The sequence below is a fragment of the Streptomyces sp. NBC_01283 genome, from assembly GCF_041435335.1.
Classification (GTDB): domain Bacteria; phylum Actinomycetota; class Actinomycetes; order Streptomycetales; family Streptomycetaceae; genus Streptomyces.
This window is the reverse complement of the sequence record NZ_CP108430.1, coordinates 941,387-955,753: the sequence shown is the minus strand read 5'-3', so window position 1 is coordinate 955,753 and position 14,367 is coordinate 941,387. Positions and strand designations below refer to the sequence as shown.

Sequence of the window (14,367 nt, the reverse complement as noted above, 5' to 3'; positions counted from 1 at the left end):
AGGAAGGTGCACCACTCCATGACCAGACCTGACAGGAGCACTCCAAGAACGGTCCGCAAGTGGTACGCCGTCGTGGCCACCGCGGGCCTCGTCGGCACCCTCGTCACCGGCCTCACGACCACCGGCGCGCAGGCCGCCGAGTCGGCCGCGGGTGCCACCCTGCCCTTCACCTCCGTCGAGGCGGAAAGCGCGACCACCAACGGCACGAAGGTGGGCCCCGACTACACCCAGGGCACCGTCGCCTCCGAGGCATCGGGCCGGCAGGCGGTGCGTCTCGCGGCGGGCCAGAGCGTCGAGTTCATCCTCCCCAAGGCGGCCAACGCACTGAACGTCGCCTACAACGTCCTCGACGGCCAGTCGGGCTCCATGGCCGTGTACGTCAACGGCCAGAAGACATCCAAGACGCTGGCCGTCACATCGAAGTACAGCTACGTCGACACCTCCTGGATCGCGGGCTCCAAGACCCACCACCTCTTCGACAACGCGCGGCTGCAGCTCGGCCAGAACCTGCAGTCCGGCGACAAGGTGAAACTGGAGGCGACCTCCACCCAGGTCACCGTCGACGTGGCCGACTTCGAGCAGGTCGCGGCGGCCGCGCCGAAGCCTTCCGGCGCGCTCTCGGTCACCGACAAGGGCGCAGACCCCAGCGGTCAGGGTGACTCCACCCAGGCCTTCCGCGAGACCATCGCAGCGGCCAAGGGCGGCACGGTCTGGATCCCGCCGGGCGAGTACAAGCTGACCCAGTCGCTCAACAACGTCGACAACGTCAACATCCAAGGCGCGGGCAACTGGCACTCGATCGTGCGCAGTTCACGCTTCATCGACCAGTCGGGCGTATCCACCGGCAAGGTGGGCCTGCACGACTTCGCGGTGATCGGCGAGGTCACCGAGCGGGTCGACAGCAGCCCTGACAACTTCGTCAACGGATCACTCGGCCCGAACTCCACCGTCTCGGGCATGTGGCTGCAGCACCTCAAGGTCGGCTTCTGGCTGACGGGCAACAACGACAACCTCGTCGTGGAGAAGAACCGGATCCTCGACATGACCGCCGACGGCCTCAACCTCAACGGCACGGCCAAGGGTGTCAGCGTGCGCAACAACTTCCTGCGCAACACCGGCGACGACGCCCTGGCGATGTGGGCCCTCAACACCACCAACAGCGACTCGACCTTCGCCGGGAACACCATCTCGCAGCCCAACCTCGCCAACGGCATCGCCATCTACGGCGGCCGCGACATCACCGTCAAGGACAACCTGATCCTCGACACCAATGCCCTGGGCAGCGGCATCGCCATCTCCAACCAGAAGTTCCTCGACCCGTTCTTCCCGCTGGCCGGAACCATCACCGTCTCCGGCAACACCCTCGTGCGCACCGGGGCCATGAACCCCAACTGGCAGCACCCGATGGGCGCGTTGCGCGTGGACGCCTACGACAGCGCCATCGAGGCCACGGTGAACATCACCGACACCACCATCACCGACAGCCCCTGGAGCGCGTACGAGTTCGTGTCGGGCAGCGGCACCGGCAAGGCCGTGAAGAACGTCAGCATCGACCGCTCGACCATCGACAAGGCGGGCACGGTCGTCGTCCAGGCCGAGACGCCAGGCGCGGTGAAGATGTCGAACGTCAAGGCCACCGGCGTGGGCGCGGCCGGCAAGTACAACTGCCCCTACCCGACCGGTTCCGGCACCTTCACCCTCACCGACGGCGGGGGCAACTCCGGCTGGGACAGCACCTGGGAGGACTGCTCGACGTGGCCGAAGCCCGGCGCGGGCAACCCCGACCCGGACCCGGGCCGCAACCTCGCCAAGGGGCGACCGGCCACGGCGACCGGCTCCGCCGACGTCTACACACCCGCCAAGGCCGTCGACGGTGACGCGGCGACGTACTGGGAGTCCACCAACAACGCCTTCCCCCAGGCGATCACCGTGGACCTCGGCAAGGCCGAACCGGTGCGCAGGCTCGTCCTGAAGCTGCCGCCGCCCGCCGTCTGGGGGGCCAGGACCCAGACCCTGTCCGTCCAGGGCAGCACCGACGGCACCACCTTCAGCACGCTGGCCGATTCGAAGGGCTACCGCTTCGACCCGGCCGACGGGAACAAGGTGACCATCACCCTGCCCGCCTCCGCTCCCGATGTCCGTCACCTGCGGCTGCGCGTCACGGCCAACACCGGGTGGCCCGCGGCCCAGTTCAGTGAAGTGGAGGCCTACTTGTCCTGACCTCCCGCCTCTCCTGACCTTCAGTACCTCATGCGTATACGCGCCCCGCTCGCTCATGGCTGTGGCCTGAGCGGGCGGGGCGTGTGGTCTCTCGGCCAGGGGTGGCCAGAACCCAGTGGGTTGTTCGGATAAACCCCCCGCCAAGCAAGATCACCGCTTCGAGTGCTGCCGAGGGGCTTATCGGGCGAGCAGGGCGCAACGGCCGTTAAATGGTTCGTGGATCTGGACGAAATCCACGTGATTCGCCTCTGGTTCCGCCATCTCCGGTTGGTGCGCCCAGGCCGGTCAAGACCCCTGCGAAGGAGAGCTCGCCCGATGACCGTTGAGACCGGCCCGGAAGTACAGCTGGAGCCACCCCGGCAGTCCAGCCTGAGCACCGCGGCTGCCCGCAACCTCGCCCACACGACCAAATCCGCCCCGCAGATGCAGGAGATCACCTCCCGCTGGCTGCTGAAGATGCTCCCGTGGGTGGAGACCAAGGGCGGCGCCTACCGGGTGAACCGCCGGCTCAGCTACACCGTCGGAGACGGGCGCATCGAATTCGTCCAGGACGGCGGCGACGTCCGTGTGATCCCCCGGGAACTCGGCGAACTGGCCCTGCTGCGAGGCTTCGACGACGTGGAGGTGCTGACCGCGATCGCCGGCCGGTGCGTCCAGCGCGACTTCCGGGCCGGAGAGGTGCTCGCCGAGCGCGGCACCCCTGCCGACGAGCTCCACCTGATCGCCCACGGCAGGATCAACCAGAAATCCGTGGGCCCGTACGGAGACGAGGTCGGCGTCGCCGTGCTCGCCGACGGCGACCGGTTCGGGGAGAGCGCACTTCTGGACACCGATGCCAGATGGGACTCCACCGCGACCGCCGAGACCGCCGGCACGCTGCTCACCCTGTCCCGCGCCGACTTCGACGCCGTGCTGTCCACGGCCCCGAACCTGCGGTCGCACCTCGACGAGTTCAGCCGCATCCCGAGGCAACGCCAGAACAAGCACGGCGAGGCCGAGATCGCGATGTCGGCCGGCCATACGGGCGAGGTCGCACTGCCCGGCGCCTTCGTCGACTACGAACTCAAGCCGCGCGAGTACGAACTCTCAGCCGCCCAGACGATTCTGCGGGTCCACACGAGGGTCACCGACCTCTACAACGGGCCGATGAACCAGCTGGAGGAGCAACTCAGGCTCACCATCGAGGCGCTGCGCGAGCGCCAGGAGCACGAGCTCATCAACAACCGGGAATTCGGCCTGCTCCACAACGCCGACTTCAAGCAGCGGATCCAGCCCCACTCGGGACCGCCCACCCCGGACGACCTCGACGAGCTGCTCTGCCGCCGCCGTGGCACCAAGCTCTTCCTCGCCCACCCCAGGACGATCGCCGCCATCGGGCGCGAGCTCAACGCCCGCGGGATCTACCCCGATCACGTCGACCTCGGCGGGCAGCAGGCACCGGCGTGGCGCGGTGTACCGATCCTGCCCTGCAACAAGATCCCCATCACCAAGGAACAGACCAGCTCGATCCTCGCCATGCGTATCGGCGAGGACAACCAAGGCGTCATCGGTCTGCATCAGACCGGGCTGCCGGACGAGTACGAGCCGGGCCTCTCGGTGCGCTTCATGGGCATCAACGAGCAGGCGATCACCTCGTACCTGGTCAGCACCTACTACTCCGCCGCCATCCTGGTGCCCAACGCCCTCGGCGTGCTGGAGAACGTGCAGATCGCCCGCAGGTCCGCCTAGAGGATCCGTCGTACGGCCATGACAGCCCGGATCGCCCCCGGGCCGGGCCTCCATGCCCGGATCCGGGACAGCACACCCCTCTCACCAAGGAGCGACGGATGCCCGAACCCGGGTCTTCCCCTCTGCAGCCGAGCCCCGCACTGGAACGCATCCTTCGCGGCCCCAGCGGTCTGGGCACGGCGGGCCTGCACCTGGGCCGACGCGTGGAGCTGCCGGAGCCGCGAGAACCGCAGGCACCTCCGGCAGCCGAGGCACCCGCGGCTCCCGCGGAGGCCCTGCACATCCCGGGCCTCTACTACCACCCCGTCCCGGAGCCCGACCCCGCGCGGGTCGAGGAGGTCAGCCGCAGGATCAAGGACTGGGCGGTGGACGAGGTCGAGCTGTTCCCCGACGAGTGGGAGGGTCAGTTCGACGGATTCTCCGTCGGGCGCTACATGGTCGCCTGCCACCCGGACGCCCCGACCACCGACCACCTGATGGTCGCCACCCGGCTCATGGTCGCCGAGAACGCGGTCGACGACTGTTACTGCGAGGACCACGGCGGCTCACCCATCGGCCTCGGGGGACGTCTCCTCCTCGCGCACACCGCCCTCGACCCCCTGCACGTCACGAAGGAATACCAGCCGCAATGGGCGGAGTCGCTGCACGCGGATGCCCCGCGCCGCGCCTACCGCTCCGCGATGGAGTACTTCGTCCAGCAGGCCACCCCCTCCCAGGCCGACCGCTTCCGGCACGACATGGCGCGGCTGCACCTGGGGTATCTCGCCGAGGCCGCCTGGGCCCAGACGGACCACACCCCTGAGGTGTGGGAGTACCTGGCGATGCGGCAGTTCAACAACTTCCGGCCGTGCCCCGCCATCACCGACAGCATCGGCGGCTACGAACTGCCGACGGACCTGCATGCCCGGCCCGACATGCAGCGGGTGCTCGCGCTCGCCGGGAACGCCAGCACCATCGTCAACGACCTGTACTCGTACACCAAGGAACTCGCCAGTCCCGGGCGGCACTTGAATTTGCCCGTGGTGATCGCCGATCGCGAGAAGGTCTCCGACCGCGAGGGCTATCTGAAGGCGGTCGAGGTCCACAACGACCTCATGCGGGACTTTGAGGCCGAGGCAACGGCCCTCGCCACCGCCTGCCCCGTCCCCAGCGTGCTGCGCTTCCTCAAGGGCGTCGCCGTATGGGTCGACGGCAACCACTACTGGCACCAGACCAACACCTACCGCTACAGCCTGCCCGATTTCTGGTAAGGACGGAATCCACTGTGACCAGCACTGAAATCCCCACCGTCAGCGGTGCCTCCGCGTTCGTCCCCGCCCCGGCGACGCCCTACCAGGGCGACATCGCGCGCTACTGGAACAACGAGGCGAGGCCCGTGAACCTGCGCCTCGGCGACGTCGACGGGCTCTACCACCACCACTACGGCATCGGGGACGTCGACCACGCCGCCCTGGGGGATGTCGACGACAGCGAGCACGAGAAGAAGCTGATCACCGAGCTCCACCGCCTGGAGTCGGCACAGGCCGAAGTGCTCCTGGACAACCTCGGCTCCATCGGGCGCGACGACACGCTCGTGGACGCCGGCTGCGGCCGGGGCGGCTCGATGGTGATGGCCCACCAGCGGTTCGGCTGCACGGTCGAGGGCCTCACCCTGTCGGCCAAGCAGGCCGAGTTCGCCAACCAGCGTGCCCAGGAACTCCGCATCCAGGACCACGTGCGCGCCCGCGTGTGCAACATGCTCGACATGCCCTTCGAGACCGGGCAGGCGGTCGGCTCGTGGAACAACGAGTCGAGCATGTACGTCGACCTGCACGACCTCTTCGGAGAGCACTCACGCATCCTGGAGGTCGGCGGCCGCTATGTGACCATCACCGGCTGCTGGAACCCTCGGTACGGCCAGCCGTCGAAGTGGGTCTCGCAGATCAACGCGCACTTCGAGTGCAACATCCACTCCCGCCGCGAATATCTGCGGGCCATGGCCGACAACCGTCTCGTGCCGCAGGCCGTCATCGACCTGACGCCCGCGACCCTGCCGTACTGGGAGCTGCGGGCCACGTCCTCGCTGGTCACCGGCATCGAGGAGGCCTTCATCAACTCGTACAAGGACGGCTCGTTCCAGTACGTCCTGATCGCGGCCGACCGCGTCTGACCACGTCTGTCCTCGTCCGACGGGAGGGCCGGGCCCGCCATCCGGCGGCCCGGCCCCTTTGGCGCGCCAAGTGCATTGCTGAGGCGCCCTGTTGCGTGCCGCTCCCGCTCCCCTACAGTGCGTGACGCCCACCCCGTCCATGTCGACGTACAGCCGCCGATCAGGAGCACCCCCGTGGCCACCCACGCCGTACCCGAGTTGGACCCTGCCCTCGTCGGACAGTGGCAGGCCGGGGGAGGGGACATCATCGACCTCCTCACCCAGGCGCGCGAACAGCTCGGCGGCGTCGCCGCCTTCCGGCTCGGCCCGCGCCCGACCGTCCTGGTCACCGACCCCGTGGCCGTGCAGCACGTGCTCGCGCTCCATCCCGGCCGGTACGTGAAGCGTTCCCACCGCGCCCGGCTGCTGATCGGCGACGGGGTCCTGGCCGCGACGGGCGAGGCCTGGCAGCGTCAACGGCGGCTGCTGCAGTCCCAGTTCACCGGCCGGGGCATGCGCCGTTACGAGCAGCGGATCACCGAGGCCGCCCGGACCTCGGCGGCACGCTGGGCCGAGTACGCCCGCACCGGGCAGGTCTTCGACGTCGGCGAGGAGATGCGCCGCTTCGCCCTGGACACCATCTGGCGATCCCTCACGGGGCATCCGCTCGACCCGGCGACGGAGCGTGAACTGGCCGCCGTGCCCGCCGTGGTGGCCGCCCTGCCCAGCCTGCCCGCCGACAGCACCGCGCCCGAGGGGACGGTCGCCGCCGACCTGGCCGTCATCGACGCGCTGGCCGGCCACGCCATCGCCGCCGCGCGGGACAAGGAGGCCGGACCCGACGGCCCCGGCCTGCTGCACGTCCTGCTCGACGCGGCCGAGACACGCCCCGAGTACACCGACGGGCTGATCCGGGACGAGCTCGTCACCCTGCTCGTCGCCGGGCACGAGACCACGGCCACCACCCTGACCTGGCTCTACCTCCTGCTGGACCGCAACCCGGAGGCGCGGGAACAGGCACTCGCCGCGGGCGCCGACGGATCGCCGGAGCGACGGCTTGCCATCCAGGCGCTCGTCCATGAGGCGCTGCGGTTCTACCCGTCCGCCTGGATCCTGCCGCGCAGCGCCGCGGAGGACGACATCCTCGCCGGGTACGAGATCGAAGCGGGCACCGACGTGCTGGTCTGCCCCTATCTGACCCACCGGGACCCCCAACTCTGGGACGACCCAAGCCGTTTCGACCTGACGCGCTTCACGGTTTCAGGGCGACGCCCCGTCCACCCGGGGAGCTACTTCCCGTTCGGCATCGGACCCCGGGCCTGCCTGGGCCTGCAGTTCGCCCTTCGGGAGTCGACCGTCCTCCTCGAACACCTGCTGCCCGCCCACACCCCGCGCTTCCGCTCCATCCCGGACGGGGCCGCTTACAGCATCACCGTCCGGCCCGACGGCCCGACCCCCGCGGTACTGGGCGATCAGGCGGCCGATGCGGCCCGCCGGTAGTAGTCGAACTGGGTCACCCCGTTGTAGCCGTAGCTCTCGGGGTGCAGTTCGTGCAGCGCGACCCCGCACCGGGCGAGCGGCCCGAGGAGTTCCGTCAGCAACTGATCGGCCGCGGCGATGAACGCCGCCTTCTCCGCGGCGCTGCTGGTGCCCAGGGTGATGCTGACCTCGACATGTGCGTCGAGCCCGCCGGTCAGGGGCTTGCCGTCGACGAAGTACCGGTCGGCCGGCACGAGGTCGATGTGGACGATGGTGCGCGCACGGGCCTTGCCGAGGGCCGAGACCGCGAGGCCGGTGAGGCCCTCGGCCAGGGTGCGCTGCGTGGCGGTGGGAAGGTCGGCGTCGGTGACGGTGACACGGATGTACGGCATGGCTCTCCTCGGTACACGCTGCTATGGACTGGTACGCGCTCGGTGGGTGCCGACCGGGGCGGCGGCACTCGGCAAGCCTCGCCGACCTGCGACGATGGATCCAACGCACCTACGTCATAGCTCTATGAGGCCACCGCATGACCGTGAATCTTCCCCAGCTGAGGGCGTTCCTCGCCGTGGTCGAGGTGGGCGGCTTCAGTGCTGCCGCCGATGAGCTGGGCATGAGCCAGTCCGCGGTGTCGCACGCCGTCGCCTCCCTCGAACGCGAGCTGGCGGCTCCGCTGCTGATCCGCGCCACGCCGGTACGGACCACGGCGCTGGGTGAGCGGGTCCTGCCGCACGCCCGCGCCGCCCTGTCGGCAGCCCGATCCGTGGAAGAGATCGCGGCCGAGGCCGCCGGGGAACTGACCGGCACCGTACGGCTGGCCTGCACTCCGACGGTCTGCCGGGGGCTGCTCCCGGCCCTGCTCCGGTACTGGGCCGATGACCAACCCCGGCTGACGGTGAGGGCGTTCGAGGGTGACAGTGCGGAGGTGTCCGCCTGGCTGGCGGAGGGTGTGGCCGACGCGGCCGTCCTGATCGACCCGCCGCCCGGGACCGGCATCCACCTGGCCGAGGACCACTACCGGGCCGTGCTGCCCAAGGACCACCCCCTGGCGGACCAATCACACGTGGACATCGGGGAGTTGGCGGACGACCAGTTCCTGATATCGCCCGACAGCTGCGAGGCCCGCATCCGTACGATCCACACGCGGGCCGGGCTGCCCTTCACGCCCAACCGCCGCGTGCGTGACCTGGCGACGCTGATCAGCATGGTGCAGGCGGGCATCGGCGTGACCGTCCTGTCCGAGGTCTCCCGCTCCCAGCTCCCACCCGATCTGGTCCTGCTTCCGCTGAAGCCCGAGATGTCCCGCCGCCTCGTGCTGACAGGGCCTCAGGCCCGCCGCTGGCACCCGGCGGTGCGCCTGTTCGCGGAGTCGGCCGCCGCTCACCTGGCGCGGTCCGGGTAAGGCCGTTGGTGGCGGGGCAGCACGAAAAAGCCCCGGTCCCTCACGAGGGACCGGGGCTTGTCGCGAGCGCTGGGCAGGCCTTGCACCTACATTTCCCCGCAGGAAGCGGGGCGTCTTTCCTTGGACGACCAACGCATGGCCCGCTGCCAGGAGTTCCTGGCCACAAGCGCATGATCGACTCTAGCGCATGGGGCGGGCCCACCGCACATCCGCGCCCGTGCGCCGCTCCCGATCACCCGCGGGCCATCGGTCACTGGACTCCGTGCGGCCGGAACTGGATGCTGATGCGTCCACCCGCGGCCCGGGTCGACTTGGGGATGGCGTGTTCCCAGGTGCGCTGACAGGAGCCGCCCATCACGATCAGATCGCCGTGTCCGAGAGGGCGTCGGACGACGTCGCCACCGTGGCGCGGACGGAGCAACAGGTCGCGCGGTGCTCCCACCGACAGGATGGCGACCATCGTGTCCTCGCGGGCGCCACGGCCGATGCGGTCGCCGTGCCAGGCCACGCTGTCGCGCCCGTCGCGGTAGTGGCACAGGCCGGCCGTCGTGAAGGCCTCGCCGAGCTCGGAGGCGTAGTGCGCGGAGAGGACTTGCCGGGCCTCGTCGAGCACGGCGTGGGGGAGGGGTTCTCCGGCGCGGTAGAAGGCGAGCAGGCGCGGGACGTCCACGACCCGTTCGTACATCTGCCTGCGTTCGGCCTTCCATGGGACGTCCGTGGCCAGCCGCTCGAACAGGACGTCGGCGCCGCTGAGCCAGCCCGGCAGGAGGTCTATCCACGCACCGTCACCGAGGACCGTCCGGCGGATTCCGTCCAGCGGGCCCAGGCGCACGTCATCGCTCTGGTCGAAGAGCGATCCCTGCAGCTGATGCGGCTGATGCGGCTGGTGCAGCTGGTGCGTTGCCATGAGGCCAGTGTACCGAATGATTCGAACGTACGATCTAATGCCTAGCGGGATCGCTCTCCGGTGAGCAGGCGGTAGACGATCAGGACGATCACGGAGCCGATGATGGCGGCGATCCAGGTCGACAGGTGGAAGAACCCGTTGATCGAGTGGACGCCGAAGATCACCTTGCCCAGCCAGCCGCCGAGCAGGCCGCCCACGATGCCGATCAGCATCGTCACCAGGCAGCCTCCCGGGTCCTTGCCGGGGGTGAGGGCCTTGGCGATGGCTCCCGCGATGAGACCGATCAGGATCCAGGCGATGATGCCCACGAGAATGTTCCTTTCCCTTGTGTGCGTGTGCGTACGTGTCGGTGTGTGATCTGCCGTCCGACAGTGGGACCAATGTCCATCCGCGGGCATCACACACGGGACCAAGGTCACCCATGACGGGCCAAAGGTCATTCCTGTGTCGGCCGACCGGGTGACGGCTGCCCGGAAGCCGTTGAAAGCCGACGGAAGTCATGGATGTGAAGAGAGCGTTGCAGGCTCTCCATAACCTCGGGGTCGTGGGCATGCCGGACGGGGGCAGGCGAGAAGGGAAGCCGCGAGGAGGACGCTGCCGATGCTAGTTGTCGCACTCATGCTCCTGCCGGCCATGGGACTCCTGATCATCGCCATGGACCGCATCGAGGACCGGATGAACGGGGAAGCGCGGCCGAGAACCGATCGGCGCGTACGCCACCTTCGTCTCATCCACGGGGAAGGCCGCACGGGACGTCATCGAGCGTCCGCCGCCGCGCAGCACAGCGACGCGGCCTGACCACGGCCTGACACAAGGCGAGAGGGTGGCGGGCCCGCCTCCACGGAGGCGGGCCCGCCACCCTCTCGCCATGGGGCCCGGAGGGGACCTATCGCGCTGTCTTCTCGGCGAGCTTCTGGAATTCACCCAGGTCGTAGTTGGCCAGGGTGGAGTCGAGATTGGTGAGGGCACCGAGGTGCTCGATGAATCCCTTGGGGTCGTACTCGATCTGGAGAGTCACCCGGCTCGTCGTGTCGCTGAGGCGGTGAAAGGTCACCACGCCGGCATGCTCCACCCCCTCGATCGTGTGCCAGGCGATCCGGTTCTCGGGCACCACTTCGGTGAGCTCGGCGACGAAATTCTTCTCCGCGCCGGGCAGCTCCAGCTGCCACGCGAAGCGTCGCTCGTCCATCGGCTCGACCAGCCGCACATGGCTGAGGAAGGAGGGCCAGCGGGCCACGTCGCTCCACAGCTGCCAGGCGACGGAAACCGGTGCCTGCACATCGACGGATTCGAGCAGGGACGCGGACATACGCACCTCTTTCTGGACGGGGGAGTGGCCACGGGATCTCCGGGCCGGTGAGGCATGGATCTCCGGTACCCCTGACGGGACGGGCCATGCGAAATCGCCACTCCGCTGCGCGGGTGTCAGGTGTCAGGCGTTCTGGCCGGCTGCGGCGAGCTTCTTGAGGTCGACGGTCTCGCCGGGTGCGGGTGTCTCAGGGCTGACCGACTTGCCGTAGTCGCTGAAGGTGGCGGTGTTGGGTTCCTTGCCGCCGGTCGACGTCGAGCGCAGGATGTACGGCTTGCCCTCGGTGGCCACGTACAGCGTGAGTGTCTCGCCGCCGGAGGTCTTCTTCGTCAGCCGGATCGTCTCGTTGCCGTCGACGGTCGCCGTCGAGCCCTTCTTCATTCCCTTGCGTTCCGACGTGTCCTTGTCCATGGAAGCCATCAGCGCGTTCTTGTCGCACAGGCTCTTCGTCGTCGCGTCGTCGGCCGGGGCCTTCACCCATTTGTCGGCGATCTTCGGGATGATCTTGTCACCGCCGGCCTGACCCTTGAGGGCCTTCTGCCAGTACTTCTCGTCGCCCCGCAGATAGAACGTCCCCTTCGCGTTCCGCACATCCGCCGACGCGCCCTCTGCCTGGATGCTGCCGTCGCAGTTCTTGCTGTTGTCCACCGACAGGTCGACGGTCGTGGAGGAACCCGCCGACTGCTGCACGGTGCCCTTCATGTGCATCGAGTCGGCCTGCTTCGTGGCCTTGACCGCGTCGGCCGCGATCTGGTCGGCACTCTTGCCCGCGAACGGCTTGCTGTCGCCGGAGCCCTCGCCCGAGTCGTCCCCGCCGCATCCCGACAGGGCCACTAACGCCGCCCCGGTGATCACGGCCGCCATCGTTCTGCTGCCCTTCACCACGTCTGCTCCTTCCTGAGGACGCGCCTGCGCCCTTCGCTCGCCCGCGGCCGTCGAGGCCGCGGAACACCCGGTTACCCCGTTGCTCCGGTAGATCACCGGAAGAGCGATGTCCACTTTCTGCGGGGACGCGACGGCCGCGCGCCCGGGGCCGCTGGCGCTTATGGTGACCGAGCGGCATACGGAGACATCCATGACGTCAGCCAAGAAGTCACACATCGACCTGGAACAGCGCCTGTTCCTGACCGGCATGGGCAGTTTCGACTGGGACCTGGAGAGCGGTGAGCTAGGTCTCGACGCCAGTGCCCTCGCGGTGCTCGACCTGCGTCCCGACGAGTTCCACGGCCGGGTCACCTCATTGCGGAAACGCGTGCCTCCCGAGGAGGCGGTACGCATCAGCTTCGCCGTCACGGAGGCGGACACCACGGGTGCCGACGTCTACGGCGTCTACTTCCGTGTCCGCCACGGCGACGGTTCGGTGCACCTGGCGCACGCCCGTGGACGCATCCTGCGCGACGACGCGGGCCGGGCCGTGCGCGCCGTCGGAATCGTGCGGACCGCCGCGAACGACGGGTCGGAGCTCGCGGCCACCGACCCCAGGGAAGAGCGCAGGCAGGGCGTCGCCCTGATGGTGCAGGGCACCACGCAGGCCCTCTCCCGGGCCGTGACGGTCGACGACGTGGTGGCGGTGCTCTCCGGCGCGAGCGGCCTTGACCGGTTCGCCGCCGACGGCCTGGTCCTCGGCCTGGTCGACGGGGACAACCTGAAGCTGATCGCCCTGGTGGGCCAGACGATGCAGGCCCTGGACGAAATCAAGCTGCACAAGGTCGACGAGTCACTGCCGCTGGCCGAGGCCGTCATGACCAGGCAGCCCCGCTTCGTGGGCTCGTTGCCCGACCTCGGGCTGCGCTTCACCCGCCTCGGGCCCTACATCAAGCACATGGAGCTCGACTCGGCGGCGTTCCTGCCGCTGGTCGCGCAGGACCGCGCCATCGGCGGACTCGCGCTCTTCTACCGCGGCCGGAAGGACTTCACCGACGCGGACCGCAACCTCTGCATCGGCCTGTCCGGCATCGTCGCCCAGTCGCTGCAGCGCGCCATGCTGTTCGACGAGGAACGCGACCTCGCCAAGAGCCTGCAGGCCACGATGCTGCCGCGCGGGGTTCCCGACGTCGCGGACTCCGAGGTCGCCGTCCGTTACCACGCCGCCTGGGGCGGGCGGGACGTCGGTGGCGACTTCTACGACGTCATCACCCTGCCCCGCGGGCGCATCGGCGTGGTCGTGGGCGACGTACAGGGACACGACACCCACGCCGCGGCCATCATGGGTCAGCTGCGCATCGCCCTGCGGGCGTTCGCCGGTGAGGGGCATCCGCCCGCGACGGTGCTCTCGCGTGCCTCCCGCTTCCTGGCCGAGCTGGACACCGAGCGCTTCGCCACCTGCACCTATGCCCAGTTCGACCCGGCCACCGGCATCGTGCGCGCCGTACGGGCCGGGCACCTGCCGCCTCTCGTGCGGCATGTGGACGGCCGCGTGGGCGTGCCCCGGGTCCATGGCGGGCTGCCGCTGGGGCTGGCCACCGAGTTCGGCATGGAGGACTACCCCGAGGTGCGGCTCGACCTCGTGCCGGGCGAGACCATGGTGCTGTGCACGGACGGGCTCGTGGAGGACGCGGGCCTCGATCTCGACACCGGGATGCAGAACCTCGCCGAGGTGCTGTCCGACGGCCCCGAGAGCGCCGAGGAACTGGCGGACCATCTCTCGCGCGCGCTGTGGGAGAGATGGGGCAGCAGCGACGACGTGGCGCTCCTGGTCCTGCGCCGGCTGCCCGACCCCGGGACGCTCCAGGAGCCGCGCATCCACCGGTACGTCCACCAGGCCGACCCCGAAGGACTCGCCGACGCGCGCGCGGCCCTGCGGGAACACCTCGCGGCATGGGGTCTTGGGGCGGTCGCCGACGACGTCGAGGTGGCGGCGGGCGAACTCCTCGTCAACGCCCTGGTCCATACCGACGGCGGCGCCATCCTCACGCTGGAGGTGCTGACCGGGCCGCCTCGCCGGGTCCGGCTGTGGGTGAAGGACCGCTCGAGCACCCGCCCCCGCAAGAGGTCCCCGGTGGAGACCGCCACCTCGGGCCGTGGCCTCCTGCTGGTGGAGGCGGTCGCCTCGCGCTGGGGAATCGAGCCGCGGGGTGAGGGCAAGGCGGTCTGGTGCGACTTCGGCGTGCCGGAGGAGTGATCGGTTTCTGGCGGCCGTGCGTCTCCCATGACCCGCACACACGCGTCGGCCGCTGCCCCCCACGGGCAGCGGC

Annotated in this window: 13 protein-coding genes; 8 read left to right on the top strand and 5 right to left on the bottom strand. The window is 69.4% G+C overall.

From position 1 onward, the window contains the following. Window positions 1-18 precede the first annotated feature (18 nt). From OG302_RS04470 to OG302_RS04450, 5 genes are all read left to right on the top strand, one after another. Window positions 19-2,220 carry a discoidin domain-containing protein gene (locus tag OG302_RS04470; protein ID WP_371525491.1) on the top strand — a complete coding sequence of 734 codons (2,202 nt, stop codon included), beginning with the start codon at window positions 19-21 and terminating at the stop codon, window positions 2,218-2,220. Window positions 2,221-2,535: 315 nt separating this feature from the next. Beyond that, window positions 2,536-3,948, top strand: a complete 1,413-nt coding sequence (locus OG302_RS04465; RefSeq protein WP_371525490.1) for a family 2B encapsulin nanocompartment shell protein — start codon at window positions 2,536-2,538, stop codon at window positions 3,946-3,948. A gap of 98 nt (window positions 3,949-4,046) precedes the next feature. Further along, window positions 4,047-5,198 (top strand): family 2 encapsulin nanocompartment cargo protein terpene cyclase, encoded by a 1,152-nt coding sequence (locus OG302_RS04460; RefSeq protein ID WP_371525489.1) that lies wholly within the window; start codon window positions 4,047-4,049, stop codon window positions 5,196-5,198. 14 nt (window positions 5,199-5,212) lie between these two features. Further along, entirely contained in the window at window positions 5,213-6,097 is an 885-nt protein-coding gene (locus OG302_RS04455; RefSeq protein WP_371525488.1) for a geranyl diphosphate 2-C-methyltransferase, read from the top strand. A gap of 174 nt (window positions 6,098-6,271) precedes the next feature. Further along, on the top strand, window positions 6,272-7,576 hold the full coding sequence (locus OG302_RS04450) for a cytochrome P450 (RefSeq protein WP_371525487.1): 1,305 nt from the start codon (window positions 6,272-6,274) through the stop codon (window positions 7,574-7,576). Here the strand turns inward: OG302_RS04450 and OG302_RS04445 are convergent. Next, the gene (locus OG302_RS04445; RefSeq protein ID WP_371525486.1) at window positions 7,549-7,947 is read right to left on the bottom strand and encodes a 4-oxalocrotonate tautomerase family protein; all 399 of its coding nucleotides are present in this window, start codon (window positions 7,945-7,947) and stop codon (window positions 7,549-7,551) included. The two genes, OG302_RS04450 and OG302_RS04445, sit on opposite strands and share 28 nt — an antisense overlap. Window positions 7,948-8,084: 137 nt before the next feature. Here OG302_RS04445 and OG302_RS04440 point away from each other — a divergent pair, with 137 nt between their 5' ends. After that, window positions 8,085-8,957 (top strand): LysR family transcriptional regulator, encoded by an 873-nt coding sequence (locus OG302_RS04440; RefSeq protein ID WP_371525485.1) that lies wholly within the window; start codon window positions 8,085-8,087, stop codon window positions 8,955-8,957. A gap of 250 nt (window positions 8,958-9,207) precedes the next feature. Here the strand turns inward: OG302_RS04440 and OG302_RS04435 are convergent, their stop codons facing one another. Both OG302_RS04435 and OG302_RS04430 read right to left on the bottom strand, forming a co-directional pair. Next, complete coding sequence (locus OG302_RS04435; protein ID WP_371525484.1) at window positions 9,208-9,864, bottom strand: alpha-ketoglutarate-dependent dioxygenase AlkB; 657 nt, start codon at window positions 9,862-9,864, stop codon at window positions 9,208-9,210. Between the two features lie 41 nt (window positions 9,865-9,905). After that, window positions 9,906-10,172, bottom strand: a complete 267-nt coding sequence (locus OG302_RS04430; protein ID WP_371525483.1) for a GlsB/YeaQ/YmgE family stress response membrane protein — start codon at window positions 10,170-10,172, stop codon at window positions 9,906-9,908. 292 nt (window positions 10,173-10,464) lie between these two features. Between OG302_RS04430 and OG302_RS04425 the strand changes: the two genes are divergently transcribed. Beyond that, the gene (locus tag OG302_RS04425) at window positions 10,465-10,662 is read left to right on the top strand and encodes a hypothetical protein (protein WP_371525482.1); all 198 of its coding nucleotides are present in this window, start codon (window positions 10,465-10,467) and stop codon (window positions 10,660-10,662) included. 88 nt (window positions 10,663-10,750) lie between these two features. Here the strand turns inward: OG302_RS04425 and OG302_RS04420 are convergent, their stop codons facing one another. Then, the gene (locus OG302_RS04420; RefSeq protein WP_361830726.1) at window positions 10,751-11,173 is read right to left on the bottom strand and encodes an SRPBCC family protein; all 423 of its coding nucleotides are present in this window, start codon (window positions 11,171-11,173) and stop codon (window positions 10,751-10,753) included. A 123-nt stretch (window positions 11,174-11,296) separates the two neighbouring features. After that, window positions 11,297-12,055 (bottom strand): hypothetical protein, encoded by a 759-nt coding sequence (locus OG302_RS04415; protein WP_371525481.1) that lies wholly within the window; start codon window positions 12,053-12,055, stop codon window positions 11,297-11,299. Window positions 12,056-12,248: 193 nt separating this feature from the next. Between OG302_RS04415 and OG302_RS04410 the strand changes: the two genes are divergently transcribed. Further along, entirely contained in the window at window positions 12,249-14,294 is a 2,046-nt protein-coding gene (locus OG302_RS04410; RefSeq protein ID WP_371525480.1) for a SpoIIE family protein phosphatase, read from the top strand. The last annotated feature ends 73 nt before the right edge of the window (window positions 14,295-14,367 follow it).

Coding starts and splice junctions, on each gene's coding strand:
- OG302_RS04470 (WP_371525491.1), top strand. CDS start 19: ATGACCAGACCTGACAGGAGCACTCCAAGAACGGTCCGCAAGTGGTAC.
- OG302_RS04465 (WP_371525490.1), top strand. CDS start 2,536: ATGACCGTTGAGACCGGCCCGGAAGTACAGCTGGAGCCACCCCGGCAG.
- OG302_RS04460 (WP_371525489.1), top strand. CDS start 4,047: ATGCCCGAACCCGGGTCTTCCCCTCTGCAGCCGAGCCCCGCACTGGAA.
- OG302_RS04445 (WP_371525486.1), bottom strand. CDS start 7,947: ATGCCGTACATCCGTGTCACCGTCACCGACGCCGACCTTCCCACCGCC.
- OG302_RS04440 (WP_371525485.1), top strand. CDS start 8,085: ATGACCGTGAATCTTCCCCAGCTGAGGGCGTTCCTCGCCGTGGTCGAG.
- OG302_RS04435 (WP_371525484.1), bottom strand. CDS start 9,864: ATGGCAACGCACCAGCTGCACCAGCCGCATCAGCCGCATCAGCTGCAG.
- OG302_RS04425 (WP_371525482.1), top strand. CDS start 10,465: ATGCTAGTTGTCGCACTCATGCTCCTGCCGGCCATGGGACTCCTGATC.
- OG302_RS04420 (WP_361830726.1), bottom strand. CDS start 11,173: ATGTCCGCGTCCCTGCTCGAATCCGTCGATGTGCAGGCACCGGTTTCC.
- OG302_RS04410 (WP_371525480.1), top strand. CDS start 12,249: ATGACGTCAGCCAAGAAGTCACACATCGACCTGGAACAGCGCCTGTTC.